The sequence below is a fragment of the Ruegeria sp. AL1 genome (assembly GCF_056540905.1).
On sequence record NZ_JBQFXP010000002.1, the window covers coordinates 259,742 to 274,751 of the forward strand.

Genomic DNA, 15,010 nt, shown 5'->3' on the forward strand with positions numbered 1-15,010 from the left:
TGTGTCTTTGTTCGAGAATGATGATAACGAAAACCGACGGGGTAGCAAAAGCAACGTCGGACGGGAGCACAAGCCCAAAGACTCAAAAGATGTGGAAAATGCTCCATCCGGACATCTGGGTTTGGAGGTGGTTTTCACTCCGTCTCCAAGTTTGGCCAAGACCATTCGAAAGGCACGGCCAACGAATTCTATCGAGAACTCGAACCTTAACAAAGTACCGGAGAAACCCGACAATCGTCCTTTGGCGATGAAGACCGGCGACAAAGAAGTGGATGATCACTACGAAAAAGATCATCGACTGATAACAGAGGAAGAGATTTCGGATGCGAAGTCGCCGGAGAAGTCACGAGAACAAGCAAAAAATTCCTCGAAAAGGAAGCTGTCGGCGCAAGACATCTTCAATAAATTTTCCAAAGACCGAGAACACGATAGAGGTTTGGATTGACACCGCTGATTTTAGAACTTCTGTTCGCGGACGCCTGATGATGTCTCTACGCGGCGTGGTAGCCTTATGCTGTCTACAAGATGATTTAACCAAACAACCACCTCGGCAGGGTTAACCGTCTTCTTGTAGCTCAATTTTCCACTCGGTAGCGAAAATCCTGTACTTTCTGTTTTTCCACCGTAATTGAAACCAAGCGTTGAGCCTTCCAAGAGGCAGAACCCGCCCCAGTACTGCCGATCATACACTGCGTCATAAACTTTGACCGACTCGGGAGTGACGCGAATATGAACTGTTACAAAGAAAATTCGGTTCAGTAGAAAGAAGTACGCGGCACAAAAAGCGACTAGGATCAGGGTCAGCAACGGAACTCCTGATGACAATGAGACGATTGCACCGACGACTGCGAATACCCAGAGAATCCCAAGGGGGATAAAGAGCAGCTTCAACCAAAGCGACCTTGCTTGCGAACGGAAGGATGCGTCGGCAGTTTCGTCATCACAGTGATGCAAGGAAACACTGTAGGGTGGGTCAGTATTGATTGGTTCAAATGCGGTCATGTTTTCGGTCTCAGGTCCTTCATCCGATCATCAAGATATGACAGTCGCCGGATCATGATAGGGTCTGCGCCAGGGTAGATAATTAGCTGATTGCCCGACTGGCGAGAGAAGAAATAGGCAATTTCGTCTGGGCTCAAAAGGGGTGAGGCTTGTATCGAGGTGGACTGGCCGGAAAATCCATCGGCAGCCTGCGATATGCTGATTTCGCCTTGGCTAACTTGCCTGATTGACGAAACCCCGAGCCTTTCGGACACATATTTTAGCGTACTCAGGTCATTGAGGCCGAAGGTTTGAAAGATAGAGGCATTTCCAAGAAAGGTTTCCCATCTGTGTCGATAAATTTGCTTGAGTTGGGATATGTCCTGCCAGATTGACCAGATACGAACGCCATAACCAGCCAGTAGCCCAGCAGCGGTTTCCAGAGCTTTCATGTGACCCAAAACATGCATTTCATCTAGGATCATGAGTGCAGGTATTTCAGGGATTTCCCGCGAACTCTCCACTGCACCCAAAAGCCGGTTGATGAACAACCTGAACATACGAAAGTGGCGATGCAGGCGCGAGGCAGGAAGGCACAGGTATACGCTGCTGTTACCGAATTTCCATGTCTTCAAGTCAGGAGATCGGTTTTCGCCGGATAGCGTTGTCGCAATTGGTGGAGACGAAAGAAATGCAATATTCTCCCGGACCGTAGACAGAACACCACTGCGTTCACGGTCACTCATACTGATCAGCGCTGATGCAGCTTCATGTGGTACGCCGTGCGCAATCGCTGGGGCCTCGTCATTTGGGTCATTAAGCATGGCAACAAGCTGCGCCTCAAATTCACCTGCTTCATCAATTCCGGTCGGCAGAAAAATCAGGCGTCGAACTTCGTTCAAATCACGCTTGGTAACGGTCGGGGCGGCTGCGACCCATGCAATATACCCGCGCAAAATTGATCTTGCTGAGTTGGTCCAATGATCACCACCTTCGCGGCTGGCATCTTCGACAACAAGTGCGTCCGCGATAGCATCACACTCGTCAACAAAATCACTTGCTGTTGGATCAAGCCCTTCGAGTGGATTGAAACCTGAAAGGTAAGATGCATCGACATCGGCCACGCCGAAAGGGTCGATCACGAAGACATCTTGGCCGAGGCCGCCCTGTGGAATGTTGCGCCCCAGTCCTCGTCGTTCAGCGGTGTTGGTTGCGTTCTCACCTTTAGGATCAAGAACCAACACCGAGCCGGGATATAGAAGAAGGTTGGGAATAATTGCTGATGTTCCTTTTCCGGCGCGCGATCCCGCAATGGTCAACAGGTGTCGATTGTCCGCAATACCAAGTAAGTCTCCATGTAGAGATTCCCCCATGAACAATTTACCTGCTTGGTAAGACCAAAAGTCACTTTCTTGCAGAACTCTTGGGTCCATCCAGAGCGCTCTAGGGGCTGCTCCAACCGCGTGATCTGTTCCCGGCAAGCCGCGCGGTAGTTGATTAAATTCCATCACTTAAAACCCATCAAGTCCAATAAGGACGACTATGTTCGCTGCCAATTTGATTGTCACGGCAAAACTCTCCGACTTGGATTCAGAGTTTTGGGCAGAGCGTTAGCCTACAGTCCCAACCCTCGATAACGATCACGGTTGAAGTGTTTGAACAGTTTGTTTTGACGCATGGTGCGCGAAATCGATTGGAACAATTGTCTGCGTTCTTGCTGGTGCTTACGCCGCAGCGCCTCGACGCGTTTTTGTAGAGCAAGGCGCTCCTTCATCTGTTCCCGAACCATGAAATCTCGTTGTTTCTGGTCACGATGAGCGCTGGCGCGGGCTTCTCTTTCGTTTTGAGAACGAATGGATTTGGCTTTGCCTGAAAAGCGGTCAAACAAGCCACGAAGGCCCTTGTTGAGCCGATTGGATCGAGTTTTGGTTTCTTCTGCCCATCGCTTCTCTTGTCCCTCTTTCAACTTCTGCCGTTCTAAGCGATGAACGCGTTTTAGGTTGTCGTTTTCTTTTTGCAGTGGCTCCAATTCACGGTACTGGCGATCTTTGTTCTGGGAGAGAAAGACCCGCATTTGGTTGGTAACTTTTTGTCGGATGTCTAATTGTGCGTCTGCAACAGAGGGTAAACTCTCGGCTGAACCCAATTTGGCCCTGACATCTTTGGCTTTCAGACCAGTCCATTTAGGAATGGCATAGATATTGCCATCGACATCAAGTGCAACGAACCCACGCCGGTCTCCCTTGACCAAAAAATACCCGCGACTCTCAAGGGCATTCTTGAAACTGATCTGGCTGTCACTGCGTTCCCATGCTTGCTGGAACGCTTGCTTGATTTCGCGCGGGTCTAGGTTCTGGCGTTTGGCCTGTTGCCATTCTTCCAATGTGAAATTCAGAGGGGATTTGTTGCCATAGGTCGCTAGACCATCTGGTAGCTGCCACCCATGATCGAGAAACAGATCACGCGACGCATCCCGCAGCTTGTTTTTGAAATGGGGCAGATTGATCGCCTTCATCTCATCGGCGTCAATGCGCGACCACACAACATGGGCGTGGCGACGGCCTTCCTTCTCATGGAGGATAATGGCGCGGGGTTGATTGATTAGACCGAGCTTTTCCTCGGCACGATCTGCCGCCTCAATAAACGCATCCTCAGTGACATTATGCCCAACAGGTGGGTTCAAACTCAGTGAAAACAAAAATTGCTTGCAGCGGGTTGCTTTGGAAATGGCGTGCGCCTCGGACAAGGCACCGTGAAGTTGATCGGACAAAAAACCACGCAACTCTAAGCATGAGACATGATCGTTGTCACGGTCGTTCATAAGGTGATCAGCCAAAGCCTTTGCGCCGCCACGTTGAGAGCCTTTGAGAATCAAGACTTGATCCCCAATGCTTCAATTAACGTCGCTCGCATCCATGCGACTTCAGCGACGGCGCGCTTGAGGTCAGCTTCTAGTTGCTCATCAAGAATCAGGGTTCCTTGATTCAGATGTTTGGCAATCTGGTTGAGATTGTTGGATGTGCGAGTTTGGCCAAGACGTGCTAACACTTCTGCCAAGAGCTGTTGCTCGGCAACAGGTGGTTTTTTCCGCCTACGGTATTTGGGGGCCTCGTCGGCAAAAACCACGGACTTGATGTACGACGCCAGAGGCATGGAACCAGCTTGGGTTTCCAACCGCGTGCGTTCTGAATCAGTCAACCTCAGAGAAAACGGGGCAGGGCGTGTCATGGGCGCGGCCCCCGCAAAAACGATTTGTCGTGATCTTTCAGGATGTCATGCCAACGCTCTAGCTCGTTGAATACTTCATCCAGATCAGGGGTCTTGTCTTCACCAGAACAGTTCGAAGTCGCTCTTTCCGACCGCACCAAGTACTAGATTTTCAACAATTTTCTTCGCCGAATGTAACGGTAAATGGACCCTTTTGAGATGGATGCGCGGGTGCCAAAGGGCCTCTTTAAGAGGGGCAACGGATACGCGGTCAGAGTCGCAGTACCTAACGAATACCAAGCTATCATTGGTAAGAAAGAGAACGTGTGGAGTCTCGGAACGCAGGACTTAGCTGAGGCTCTGGTCAGGCGAAAAGAGGTCTCGCCGGAGATTCTGGCTTCGATTGGTGAGGGCTCAACCCCTGAACCAAAAGTCAAACAGGTTGCCAGACATAACCCGCAAGAGGGGACTACTGTTAGGGACACGGGGCTTCGCTGGCTCAGGGAAGCGGACGGGATCAAAGAATCCACCAAAGCGAGGTATCGGCAGCACCTTGAGGGCTTCGAGGCTTACCCATTGGTCCACTTTGTGCTTTGAGGCGCAGTGAGCCAATTTTATATGAATGGAAACATCATTTTGATGTTTTGCAGGAGTTTGGCCGAGTTCCAAAGACCACTTGCAATGACGAGAAACACGCGTATTCAAGTCATCAACATGCGTCGGTTGCACCAGCTTACCGATATCAATGTCAGTTCAGTCTCAGCTTAAGCGTGCGCCCTGCGAATCGAAGCGGTAGGTGCGGTCTGGGGTGTAGCCCAGGCGAACAGTTTGGCCTGTTCCGACCGGAATCTGGCCGAACAGGCGGGCTGTGATCTGGTGATCCTGTACCCTGGCAATCACGTTGGTGTCTCCGCCCAGATGCTCGACATGGGTGACATTTGCCATGATCGGACCGTCATCGGACAAATACAGATCTTCGGGCCGCACGCCCATGGTGGCATCTCCGCTGTCGCCCAGCAGACTGGCCGGAAAGAAGTTCATTGACGGCGCGCCGAGGAAACCGGCGACGAACTGGTTTATGGGGTTGTTATACAGTTCCATCGGGCTGCCGACCTGTTCCACACAGCCGTCGCGCAGGACGACGATCTTATCAGCCAGTGTCATCGCCTCGGTCTGGTCGTGGGTGACGTAGATCATCGAGGCATCGAGCTGCTGGTGCAGGTTGGCGATCTCCAAGCGCGTGTTCATGCGCAGGGCGGCGTCCAGATTGGACAGAGGCTCGTCGAACAGGAACAGCTTGGGTTCGCGCACGATGGCGCGGCCGATGGCGACGCGCTGACGCTGGCCGCCGGACAGTTCCGAGGGGTAGCGGTCGATGTAAGGTTCGAGGTTCAGCATCTTGCTGGCCTTGGCGACGCGTTCTTCGATGACCTGCTTGCTCTGGCCTTCCTGTTTCAGCGCCAGCGACATGTTCTTGCGCACGTTCAGGTGGGGGTAGAGCGCGTAGCTTTGGAACACCATCGCAATGCCGCGTTTTGACGGCGGGGTGAGGTTCATGAGGTCTCTGCCGATGCGGACCTCGCCCGAGGTCACGTCCTCAAGCCCTGCGATCACGCGCAGAAGGGTGGACTTGCCGCAACCCGAGGGACCGACGAAGACGACGAACTCGCCGTCTTCGACTTCGATGTTGATATCCTTGAGAACTTCGACGGTGCCGAAGGACTTGTTCACGTTTGTCAGCGTCAGGGCGGTCATGTGCGTGCCTCTTTCAGCGGAATGGGTTGGCCGGTGCGGATGCTTTCATCGGCGGCAAGGCAGATGGCCAGCGATTGCACGGCGTCGTTCATGTGGCGGGTCAGGTCGGTGTCCTCGGCGATGGCGCGCAGCATGTAAGCTTGCTCCGCATCACAGAGCTCCTGATGGCCAGGTTCATCGGGCATGTCGATTGTCTGGTCGCCATCGGGGCGGTGAACCAGAATACCGCCGACCTTGGTGTGGCCGTCGATATCGGCCGACGCGCCCTTGTTGCCATCGGTGATCGAGACCGAGCCGTTGGGCGAGACGATATCTTTCACGAAGAACGCGGTTTCCGACATCATCGGACCCCATCCGGCCTCGTACCAGCCGACCGAGCCGTCTTCGAAGATCACCTGAAACTGGCCGTAATTGTACATGTCCTCGGCGATCTCATCGCTCAGCCGCAGGCCCATGCCATGCACGCGCACAGGGTCCGAGTCGGTGATCTGACACATCACATCGACATAGTGGACGCCGCAATCGACGATGGGTGAGGTGGTCTGCATCAGCGCCTTATGCGTCTCCCACTCGGCCCCGCTGCTTTGCTGATTGAGGTTCAGGCGGAAGACGTAAGGCCCGCCAAGGTCGCGCGCCTCGGCGATCAGGCGCATCCATGAGGGATGGTGGCGCAGGATGTAGCCGATGACCAGCTTGCGGTTGGTTTCAATGGCCTTTGCGACGACGCGCTTGGCGTCCGCCACTGTGGTCGCCAGTGGCTTTTCGACAAAGACATGCGCGCCTGCCTCCATCGCCGCGCAGGCGAAATCGGCGTGGCTGTCGGAGTAGGTGGCGACGACCACCAGATCGGGGTTCGTCTCGGCCAGAGCCGCGTGAAAATCGGAATAGGCCGGGTAGCCAGCCAGATCGGGATGATCTACGCGACCGGATCGATTGACCAGACCGACGATCTGCGCGTCCGGGTGGTTGTGATGGGCCAGCGCGTGGCTCAGGCCCATATTACCGAGGCCTGCGATCAGAACTTTGGTCATTTGACAGCTCCTGAAGTGATGCCGCGGATCAGTTGGCGCGAGAAGATGACGTAAAGCACCAGCACCGGCAGGATCGCCATCGACAGCGCCGACAGAACCGCGTTCCAGTCCGTGACGAACTGGCCGATGAAGACCTGGCTGCCCAGCGTCAGGGTCTTGGTCTCCTCAGCGGGGGCGAGGATCAGCGGGAACCAGAGGTCATTCCAGATCGGGATCATGTTGAACACGGCCACCGTCGCCATGGCCGGGCGGACCAAAGGCAGGACCAGTCGGAAAAAGATCGTATATTCCGACAGGCCATCAACACGGCCTGCGTTTTTCAGATCGTCGGACACTTGCCGCATGAACTCGGAAAGGATGAACACGGCCAATGGCAACCCTTGCGCCGTATAGACAAGGATCAGCGCCCAGAGGGTATTCACCAACCCGGTCGCCACCATCAGTTCAAGGATCGCAACCGTACCGATGCGGATCGGGATCATGATCCCCAGCGCAAGATAGAGGCCCATGAGGGTGTTGCCCTTGAACTTGTACTCGCTCAGCGCGAACGCAGCCATGGCCCCGAACAGCAGGATGAAGGTCAGCGACACCACGGTCACGATCATCGAGTTCTGAAAGTAGAGGAAGAAGTCCCCTTGCTTCATCACCGTCTGGTAGCCGATCAGCGAGAAGCTCTCGGCATCGGGCAGGGCCAGCGGTTCGCGAAAGATCGAACGGCGGGATTTGAAGCTGTTGATAATGATGACGAAGACCGGGAACAGGGCGATCAACGTGTAGAGGATTAGCGCCCCGTGCATGGCGGCGGTGTTCAGCGGGTTGGAACGTGCTTTGCTCATCACTTGGCCCTCACAACTGATACCTGCGCATCCGGGTCTGGATGCCGAACAGATAGATGCAGACGCCCACAAGGATGATCGCGAACATGGCTCCGGCGATGGCCGATCCCATATGCGGGTCACCCAGTTGCAGTTGGAAGCCAAAGAAGGTGCGGTACATGAAGGTGCCGAGGATATCGGTCGAGAAGTCGGGCCCAGCCAGTGCGCCCTGTGAGACGTAGATCAGGTCGAACGCGTTGAAATTGCCCACAAAGGTCAGGATCGAGATGATCCCGATCGAGGGCAGGATCAGCGGCAGCTTGATCTTCCAGAAAGCGGACGCCCCGGTGATGCCGTCGATCTCTCCGGCCTCAAGGATCTCTTCGGGAATTGATAGCAGGGCGGCATAGATCAGCATCATCGGTATGCCGACGAATTGCCAGACCGAGACCAGCGCCAGCGTGGTCAGGGCGTATTCTTCTTTGCCCAGCCACGGAGCGAACAGCGATTTCAAACCAACGGCGTCCAGCATTGAGGGTGCGATGCCCCAAAGCGGCGACAGGATCAGCTTCCATGCGAAGCCGACGATGACAAAGCTCAGGACCGTTGGGATGAAGATTGCCGATCGGTACAGGGCCGAAAACCGAAGGCGCGGATGGCTTAGCAGTGCAGCCAGGGCGATACCAATCGGGTTTTGCACCAACATGTGGATCAAAAAGAACCAGAAGTTGTTGCCTAAGGCATTCCAGAACTGCTCGGACCAGATCGGGTCGAAGAATAACGTGCGGAAATTCTGCAAGCCCACGTAGATGCGCGCCTGATCGACCTCGGAAAACAGTGCAAGGCGCAGCGTGTTGAACAAAGGGAAGATCATCACCGCCGTGTAGACCAGCACCGCAGGGGCGAGGAAAACGACGATGTGCCAGCGGATGCGGCGGGTCTGCATGGGATTCTCCGGGGGGATAAGGAACCGGACGCGACACACGCCGCGTCCGGTGTGAGTGGTTCAGGTTTTACTGGTGCGGTGCATACCAGCTGGCCAGACCTTCCTGCAGGCGTGCGCTGGCTTCTGCCGGAGTTTCCGCACCTTTGACGACTTGCGCCGCAGCATTCCAGGTTTCGTTCTCAAGGTTCGGTGTACCGCGCGACAGGATCTGATAGGTCGAGCGGATGGTCGCCTCGCAATCGTTGCGCCAGCTTACGAACTCCTTAGCCAGCGGGTCCTGCAATTCGACCGGAGCGCTTGAGAGCGGGAAGAAGCCGGGCAGGGCGTTGCCGAAGATGTCAGCGAATTCGGGCGAGGCCACCCATGCCAGAAAAGTCTGCGCAGCTTCGGGGTGCTCGGTCGCAGTATTCATGCCGATACCGATATCGGTATGATCCGAGATGTAGCAGGTGTCGCCCGCGGCACGCACCGGCGGCTTGAAGGCACCCATCTCAAAGTCGGCCTGCGCATTGAAACCCGAGATTTCCCAGCTTCCCGCAGGATAGATCGCAGCGCGGCCCAGCGTGAAGATGTTCTGGCTGTCCGGATAGGTCTGTGCTTCGTACCCGTCGCCCAGATAATCCTTCCAGCGTGCAATCGTTTCATAGGGCTCGACCCATTGTGGGTCTGTCAACGATTGTTCGCCCGCAATCAGCGCCAAACGCCCTTCTTCACCTTTCCAATAGGTGGGGCCGATGTTCTGATATCCCATTGTGGCCGCTTCCCACTGGTCATTGGTGCCCATCGCCATCGGGATATAGGTGCCGTCTTCCTTGAACTTGTCCAGTGCCGCAAAGAACTCCGCTTCGGTGGTCGGGACGTCGATACCCAGTTCGTTGAAGGCGTCCTTGTTATAGATGAAGCCGTGAATGACCGAGGCCATCGGGACGCAGAAGGTGGCCGAGCCGTCATCGGTCTGCCATGCCGATTTGGCCACGTCTGAAAAGTTGCTCATGGCGGGCATCGCCGTCAGATCCGCAAGATGCCCGTTGTTGTACAGCCCCAACGAGCGGTCGAATGGGCGGCAGGTGAGGATGTCGCCCGCCGAGCCGGCCTCGAGCTTGGCGTTGACGGCGGCGTCGTATTCAGTCGGGCTGTAAGGAGAAAAGACCAGTTTAATGCCGGGGTTGGCGGCCTCAAAAGCCGGAATGATCTTTTCCTGCCACAGAGTCAGGTCGTCGTTGCGCCAGCTTTCGATGGTCAGCGTGACGTCTTCGGCATAGGCGCTTGTGGCGACCAGCGCCGTGCTCATCAAAGCAAGGCCCAGAACTTTGCGTGTCATTTGGTATCTCCCAGGTTGATAGTGTCGTTGTTATGGTTCAGTCGTTCCATCGCGGGGCGCAGATGCCCGTTGAACTCTCGCAACAATTGATGTGCGATTTCAAGCGTTTGCGCGCCGGTAGCCAGCAGAGCGGCGCATTTCAGGTTGCCATCGGCCTGCGTCAGGACCTGCTCGGCCTTTTCGGGGCTTGCGCCGGTGAGTTGGCAGACGATGCCTTTGGCGCGGGCGCGCAGTTTGTCATTGTCTGCGCGCAGATTGATCATCATGCCGTCCTGAATATGACCCAGTTTCACCGCCATGAGCGTCGACAGCATATTCAACGCGATCTTTTGCGCGGTGCCGGCCCCCATGCGGGTTGATCCCGAAATCACTTCGGGTGGCGTTTGCAGCAGAACCGGGTGATCGGCGAGTTGCAGCAGTTCGGAGTTCGCATTGTTTGCGATGCCAACTACCGTCGCGCTCTTGGCTTTCGCCATACGGGCGGCCGCAACGGTGTAAGGGGTTGTGCCGCTGGCTGAGACGGCGATCATCGTGTCCGACTGGGACAGATCGGCCAGCTCCAACTCGAGCTCGTCGGCAACATCTTCTACATCGCCGGGCATTTCGGCGTGTTTCGGCAGGCCACCGGCCATGTGGATGCGAATCTGGTCCGAAGGGATCGAGAATGTGCCCCCAAGCTCCAGCGCGTCTGAGGCTGCCATCAGGCCAGATGATCCTGCCGCCAAATACCGCAGGATACCGCCGGAATGAAGGGTTTCCGCCATGGCCCGGGCCCCGGCGCAAATCGGGTCCAGCGCGGTCTGGGGTGCGGTGGCTGCCTGAGATTGCCCGGCGGCCAGCAATGCCGCGACCTCGGCCAGTGGTCTGGCGTCCAGTCCGATCGCATCCTGATGCAGCTGTTCTGTGACCGGCGTCGTCACGTGATTCCCCCTATGGCTTTCACGCATCATACCTTTTAGATACCATTAGTCTACCATTTTTGTTTATCGCCGCATTTTAGTTTGAAATTCTATCAAAAACCGAGCCTTGGATGCTGTTTGGTCTTCAAAATAGCTTAAAGGTATTATAAAGGTATCTGCATGACTCGAGTTGCTGACACTTATGTTTTGGCTATTGATGGCGGTGGAACGCGGTGCAGAATCGCGCTGTCTGATGGCGTCGATACACGCCGGGTCGAGGTCGGAGCGGCCAATGTGTCGACAGATTTTCAAGCTGCGCTCGCGGAAATTCAGCGCGGTTTGAAGGAGTTGGCGGATGCTTGTGATCTGTCGGACGCCGAGTTGGCGTGCATCTCTGCATATTTGGGATTGGCAGGCATAACGGGTGAACAGATAGCTGGGCGATTAATGGCGGCTCTACCGTTCCGGCATGTTCGAATCGCAGATGATCGCGCGGCCGCGCTGCGTGGGGCATTGGGCCCGCAAGACGGGTTCATTGCACATTGCGGAACTGGATCGTTTCTGGCCGGGCAGTTGGGCGGCGACACCCGTTTCGCGGGCGGATGGGGCCCGGTGCTGGGCGATCAGGCATCTGCGCAATGGGTTGGACGCAAGGCACTTTCACTGACTTTGGATTGCGTTGATGACGTGACGGAACGCTCAACGCTGGCTGATCAGCTGTTGGCGCGCTTGGGTGGGGCCGCGGGAATCGTACAGGCTGCCGGGTGTATGTCGCCGACCGAATTCGGGGCGCTGGCGCCGATGGTCACCCATGCCGCCGGGCAGGGCGATCCTTTGGCGCTGAGCATTCTGGGTGACGGTGCGACCTATCTGGCGGGCCGGATGGTGAAAATGGGGTGGGCCAAGGGGCTGCCGATCTGTCTGACGGGCGGTATCGGCCCGTATTACGCCGAGTATCTGCCGCAAGACATGCGGGCTGCCCTGAACCGTCCCAAAGGCGATCCGTTATCCGGAGCCATCGCGCTTGCACATGCGTTTCACGAGGAGATCGAAGATGAGCATTGCTGATTTCCTGCGCCCGGACGGCTGGTTGGGGCATACGGCGGGGCCGCGCTATGTGCAGCTGCGCCAACGGCTCGAGGAAGGGATCGCCGCAGGCATCCTGCCGCCCAACAGCTCGCTTCCTCCGGAACGCGAAATCGCCGAGTTGACCGATCTGTCGCGGGTCACGGTCCGCAAAGCCATTCAAGAGCTGGTGCGCAAGGGCGCGGTCGAACAACGACAGGGCTCGGGCTCTTTCGTGCGCGAGCCGGTTGCGCGCGTCGAACAATCTCTGTCGCATCTGACATCCTTCACCGAGGACATGGAGCGGCGCGGAATGAAGACGACATCGACCTGGTTGGAGCGCGGAATCTTTCTGCCTTCGCCGGATGAGATGATGGCGCTGGGCCTGTCGGCCAACGATCAGGTGGCACGCATTCACCGCCTGCGCGAGGCCGGCGGGCGACCCATGGCTTTGGAGCGCGCGTCACTGCCGCTGGATATCCTGCCCAATCCGACTGAGGTCACCGGCTCTCTGTATGCGTTTCTAGATCAGTCGGGGTTTCGCCCGGTTCGGGCCATCCAGAAAATCTCGGCCATCAACCTCGAAGCGCCTGAAGCAAGGTTACTGGATGTTGCCGAAGGAACAGCCGGGTTGCGCATTCAGCGTACCTCGTATCTGGAAAGCGGCCGCGTCGCGGAACTGACCCGGTCCATCTATCACGGCGATGCTTACGATTTTGTGGCAGAGCTTCGCCTGTCAAACTGAAAGGCACGGAAAATGCCCCCCGACACTACCCAAATGAGGCTGGAAATCAATGAGATACCTGCCGCAGTTGAACGCTTGCTGGCCGATGATGCCGGAGCGATTTCCAAGGCCGCCAATGCGATCCGGGACCACGATCCGCATTTTCTGATTTCCGTGGCGCGCGGGTCTTCGGATCATGCGTGCAGCTATCTGAAATATGCCGCCGAACTGCTGTTGGGCCTGCCCATGGCGTCGGTCGGCCCGTCGGTCAAGTCCATATACGGCGTAGACATGCGCTGCGCGGGTGCGGCCTGCATTGCCATTTCCCAGTCCGGTCAAAGCCCCGACATAGTCCAACTGACAAGCTCACTGACCGCGGGCGGGGCGTATTCGGTCGCGATCACCAACAACCCGGCCTCGGCACTGGCCGGGGTTGCGTCTGCGACCCTGCCCATCCATGCGGGCCCGGAATTGAGCGTGGCCGCGACCAAGACTTTCGTGACGTCTCTGGTGGCGGGTCTTTGGCTGTTGGCCGAGATAAAAGATGACGACACGCTTTTGACGTCGATCCGCAGCTTGCCAGAGGTTTTGGGCAGGGCCATCGCCTGCGATTGGGGCCAAGTTGTCGAAGCCGTCAACGGGCAGTCGCTGTTCACGCTGGGGCGCGGCATGTCCTGGGCGGTCTCGAATGAGGCCGCGTTGAAGTTCAAGGAAACCTGCCAAATTCACGCTGAAAGTTACTCCTCAGCCGAAGTTTTGCACGGACCGGTCTCAATCGTGGATCAAGGATTCCCGGTTCTGACGTTTGCGTCCGGTGACGCGACCGAGTCCAATATAGCCGAGGTTGCGGATGCGCTGGTCGCCAAGGGTGCACAGGTCTTTGCGACTTCGGATCGGGTAAAACAGGCCGTTGCGCTGCCGCATGTGCGCACATCACACTGGATGACTGACCCGGTGGCCTCGATTGCCTCGTTTTACGGGATGGTCGAAGCGGTGGCCAAGCGTCGCGGCATAAACCCGGACACGCCCCGTCATCTGAGAAAAGTGACGGAAACCGTATGAGCGGCCAGACCATCACGTTCTCAGGCGGTCGCATTTTTGACGGCCAGACGATTTGGGACGATCATGCGGCCCGGTTCGCGGATGGCGCGCTGGTCGGGATCATTCCCCGAACTGAGCTGACCCGGGATGAAACGGTCATCGATTTGACAGGCGACATCCTCAGCCCCGGTTATGTGGATCTTCAGGTGAATGGTGGCGGTGGGATCATGTTCAATGATGACCCGTCGGTGGAGACACTGGGGCGCATCGCGGCGGCACATCGCCAGCTGGGCTCGACGGCGATTTTACCGACGCTGATCACCGATACGCCGCCAAAGACGCGGGCGGCCATTGCTGCGACTGTTCAGGCTGTGCAGCAGCAGATACCCGGGATTGCTGGCTTGCATCTTGAGGGGCCGCATTTGTCGGTGCGGCGCAAAGGCGCGCATGACAGCGCGTTGATCCGGCCAATGACGGATGACGATCTTGACCAGCTGATCGCCGCGCGCCGCGACTTGCCTGCCTTGCTCGTGACGTTGGCCCCCGAGAACGTCAGTATAGATCAGGTCAAAGCGCTGAGCGGCGCCGGTATTCTGGTTTCGCTGGGCCATTCCGACGCGTCATTTGACACCTGTCTGGCATACGCACAGGCTGGCGCGCGCTGCGCCACACATCTGTTCAACGCCATGAGCCAGCTTGGCAGCCGAGAACCCGGTCTTGTAGGCGCGGCCCTGAATAGTGAAACCATGTCGGCCGGACTGATCGCGGACACGGTGCATGTTCATCCTCGAACCATGCAGATGGCCTTTGCGGCGAAACGTGGACCGGGGCAGATATTTCTGGTCAGTGATGCCATGGCTGTCGCCGGGACCTCGCACCAGGATTTCCGCCTTGAGGGCCGCCTGATCCGCCGCGAAAACGGTAGATTAACGCTAGAGGACGGCACTCTTGCCGGGGCTGATCTGGACCTGACCACTGCCGTGCGTGTTCTGAACCAGCAGGTCGGTATCCCGCTGGAGCAGGCTTTGGCCGCCGCGACCCGTGTCCCGGCGGACCTTATCGGCGCATCGGCTGGCAGGCTGTCCCTGAAAACGGCCATTCGGATATCTGATGATCTGTCGCACGCAACGCCGGTTCCGGGGGGGTAGCAAAACGGGGAAAGTTTGCATCACTCTGCGCACGGGGCCATTTCCAATCTCGCGGGCTGCAACCACGTTGTGTATCA

General features: G+C 56.8%; 16 protein-coding genes. 6 read left to right on the forward strand and 10 right to left on the reverse strand.

From position 1 onward, the window contains the following. The first annotated feature begins 7 nt into the window (after nt 1–7). On the forward strand, nt 8–445 hold the full coding sequence (locus tag ACRZ9X_RS04405; protein WP_480516183.1) for a hypothetical protein: 438 nt from the start codon (nt 8–10) through the stop codon (nt 443–445). A gap of 11 nt (nt 446–456) precedes the next feature. Here ACRZ9X_RS04405 and ACRZ9X_RS04410 read toward each other — a convergent pair whose 3' ends face one another. From ACRZ9X_RS04410 to mobC, 4 genes are all read right to left on the reverse strand, one after another. Next, nucleotides 457–1,002, reverse strand: a complete 546-nt coding sequence (locus ACRZ9X_RS04410; protein WP_480516185.1) for a hypothetical protein — start codon at nt 1,000–1,002, stop codon at nt 457–459. After that, a complete protein-coding gene (locus tag ACRZ9X_RS04415; protein ID WP_480516187.1) occupies nt 999–2,489 on the reverse strand; it encodes a type IV secretory system conjugative DNA transfer family protein in 1,491 nt (496 codons plus the stop codon). Before ACRZ9X_RS04415 ends, ACRZ9X_RS04410 begins: the two co-directional genes overlap by 4 nt. Nucleotides 2,490–2,596: 107 nt before the next feature. Then, nucleotides 2,597–3,856, reverse strand: a complete 1,260-nt coding sequence (locus ACRZ9X_RS04420) for a relaxase/mobilization nuclease domain-containing protein (RefSeq protein ID WP_480516189.1) — start codon at nt 3,854–3,856, stop codon at nt 2,597–2,599. Continuing rightward, complete coding sequence (mobC, locus tag ACRZ9X_RS04425) at nt 3,853–4,209, reverse strand: plasmid mobilization relaxosome protein MobC (protein WP_480516191.1); 357 nt, start codon at nt 4,207–4,209, stop codon at nt 3,853–3,855. The genes ACRZ9X_RS04420 and mobC overlap by 4 nt, the downstream gene beginning before the upstream one ends. Nucleotides 4,210–4,392: 183 nt before the next feature. On the opposite strand from mobC, the gene ACRZ9X_RS04430 reads away from it, so the two are divergent. Further along, a complete protein-coding gene (locus tag ACRZ9X_RS04430; protein ID WP_480516193.1) occupies nt 4,393–4,785 on the forward strand; it encodes a DUF6538 domain-containing protein in 393 nt (130 codons plus the stop codon). A 162-nt stretch (nt 4,786–4,947) separates the two neighbouring features. Here ACRZ9X_RS04430 and ACRZ9X_RS04435 read toward each other — a convergent pair whose 3' ends face one another. The 6 genes from ACRZ9X_RS04435 to ACRZ9X_RS04460 form a co-directional block, all read right to left on the reverse strand. Next, on the reverse strand, nt 4,948–5,943 hold the full coding sequence (locus tag ACRZ9X_RS04435; RefSeq protein ID WP_480516195.1) for an ABC transporter ATP-binding protein: 996 nt from the start codon (nt 5,941–5,943) through the stop codon (nt 4,948–4,950). Further along, a complete protein-coding gene (locus tag ACRZ9X_RS04440) occupies nt 5,940–6,974 on the reverse strand; it encodes a Gfo/Idh/MocA family protein (RefSeq protein WP_480516197.1) in 1,035 nt (344 codons plus the stop codon). Before ACRZ9X_RS04440 ends, ACRZ9X_RS04435 begins: the two co-directional genes overlap by 4 nt. Beyond that, nucleotides 6,971–7,810, reverse strand: coding sequence for a carbohydrate ABC transporter permease (locus ACRZ9X_RS04445; protein ID WP_480516199.1), 840 nt, complete (start codon nt 7,808–7,810; stop codon nt 6,971–6,973). The genes ACRZ9X_RS04440 and ACRZ9X_RS04445 overlap by 4 nt, the downstream gene beginning before the upstream one ends. 10 nt (nt 7,811–7,820) lie before the next feature. After that, on the reverse strand, nt 7,821–8,735 hold the full coding sequence (locus tag ACRZ9X_RS04450) for a carbohydrate ABC transporter permease (RefSeq protein WP_480516201.1): 915 nt from the start codon (nt 8,733–8,735) through the stop codon (nt 7,821–7,823). Nucleotides 8,736–8,802: 67 nt separating this feature from the next. Beyond that, nucleotides 8,803–10,056, reverse strand: a complete 1,254-nt coding sequence (locus ACRZ9X_RS04455; protein ID WP_480516203.1) for an ABC transporter substrate-binding protein — start codon at nt 10,054–10,056, stop codon at nt 8,803–8,805. Beyond that, a complete protein-coding gene (locus ACRZ9X_RS04460) occupies nt 10,053–10,976 on the reverse strand; it encodes an N-acetylmuramic acid 6-phosphate etherase (protein WP_480516205.1) in 924 nt (307 codons plus the stop codon). The genes ACRZ9X_RS04455 and ACRZ9X_RS04460 overlap by 4 nt, the downstream gene beginning before the upstream one ends. Before the next feature lie 159 nt (nt 10,977–11,135). On the opposite strand from ACRZ9X_RS04460, the gene ACRZ9X_RS04465 reads away from it, so the two are divergent. Genes ACRZ9X_RS04465 through nagA form a run of 4 tightly spaced genes read left to right on the forward strand, consistent with a single transcriptional unit; the run spans nt 11,136 to nt 14,933 of the window. Further along, nucleotides 11,136–12,023 (forward strand): glucosamine kinase nucleotide-binding domain-containing protein, encoded by an 888-nt coding sequence (locus ACRZ9X_RS04465; RefSeq protein WP_480516207.1) that lies wholly within the window; start codon nt 11,136–11,138, stop codon nt 12,021–12,023. Further along, nucleotides 12,010–12,765 carry a GntR family transcriptional regulator gene (locus tag ACRZ9X_RS04470; RefSeq protein WP_480516209.1) on the forward strand — a complete coding sequence of 252 codons (756 nt, stop codon included), beginning with the start codon at nt 12,010–12,012 and terminating at the stop codon, nt 12,763–12,765. The genes ACRZ9X_RS04465 and ACRZ9X_RS04470 overlap by 14 nt, the downstream gene beginning before the upstream one ends. Before the next feature lie 12 nt (nt 12,766–12,777). After that, nucleotides 12,778–13,806: an SIS domain-containing protein gene (locus ACRZ9X_RS04475; protein WP_480516211.1), complete on the forward strand. Its 1,029-nt coding sequence runs from the start codon at nt 12,778–12,780 to the stop codon at nt 13,804–13,806. After that, nucleotides 13,803–14,933, forward strand: a complete 1,131-nt coding sequence (gene nagA, locus ACRZ9X_RS04480) for an N-acetylglucosamine-6-phosphate deacetylase (RefSeq protein ID WP_480516213.1) — start codon at nt 13,803–13,805, stop codon at nt 14,931–14,933. Before ACRZ9X_RS04475 ends, nagA begins: the two co-directional genes overlap by 4 nt. The last annotated feature ends 77 nt before the right edge of the window (nt 14,934–15,010 follow it).

Excerpts from the sequence above, each read along its gene's own strand:
- ACRZ9X_RS04410 (WP_480516185.1), bottom strand. The coding sequence starts at position 1,002 with ATGACCGCATTTGAACCAATCAATACTGACCCACCCTACAGTGTTTCC.
- ACRZ9X_RS04415 (WP_480516187.1), bottom strand. The coding sequence starts at position 2,489 with ATGGAATTTAATCAACTACCGCGCGGCTTGCCGGGAACAGATCACGCG.
- mobC (WP_480516191.1), bottom strand. The coding sequence starts at position 4,209 with ATGACACGCCCTGCCCCGTTTTCTCTGAGGTTGACTGATTCAGAACGC.
- ACRZ9X_RS04430 (WP_480516193.1), top strand. The coding sequence starts at position 4,393 with ATGGACCCTTTTGAGATGGATGCGCGGGTGCCAAAGGGCCTCTTTAAG.
- ACRZ9X_RS04435 (WP_480516195.1), bottom strand. The coding sequence starts at position 5,943 with ATGACCGCCCTGACGCTGACAAACGTGAACAAGTCCTTCGGCACCGTC.
- ACRZ9X_RS04440 (WP_480516197.1), bottom strand. The coding sequence starts at position 6,974 with ATGACCAAAGTTCTGATCGCAGGCCTCGGTAATATGGGCCTGAGCCAC.
- ACRZ9X_RS04445 (WP_480516199.1), bottom strand. The coding sequence starts at position 7,810 with ATGAGCAAAGCACGTTCCAACCCGCTGAACACCGCCGCCATGCACGGG.
- ACRZ9X_RS04450 (WP_480516201.1), bottom strand. The coding sequence starts at position 8,735 with ATGCAGACCCGCCGCATCCGCTGGCACATCGTCGTTTTCCTCGCCCCT.
- ACRZ9X_RS04455 (WP_480516203.1), bottom strand. The coding sequence starts at position 10,056 with ATGACACGCAAAGTTCTGGGCCTTGCTTTGATGAGCACGGCGCTGGTC.
- ACRZ9X_RS04465 (WP_480516207.1), top strand. The coding sequence starts at position 11,136 with ATGACTCGAGTTGCTGACACTTATGTTTTGGCTATTGATGGCGGTGGA.
- ACRZ9X_RS04470 (WP_480516209.1), top strand. The coding sequence starts at position 12,010 with ATGAGCATTGCTGATTTCCTGCGCCCGGACGGCTGGTTGGGGCATACG.
- ACRZ9X_RS04475 (WP_480516211.1), top strand. The coding sequence starts at position 12,778 with ATGCCCCCCGACACTACCCAAATGAGGCTGGAAATCAATGAGATACCT.
- nagA (WP_480516213.1), top strand. The coding sequence starts at position 13,803 with ATGAGCGGCCAGACCATCACGTTCTCAGGCGGTCGCATTTTTGACGGC.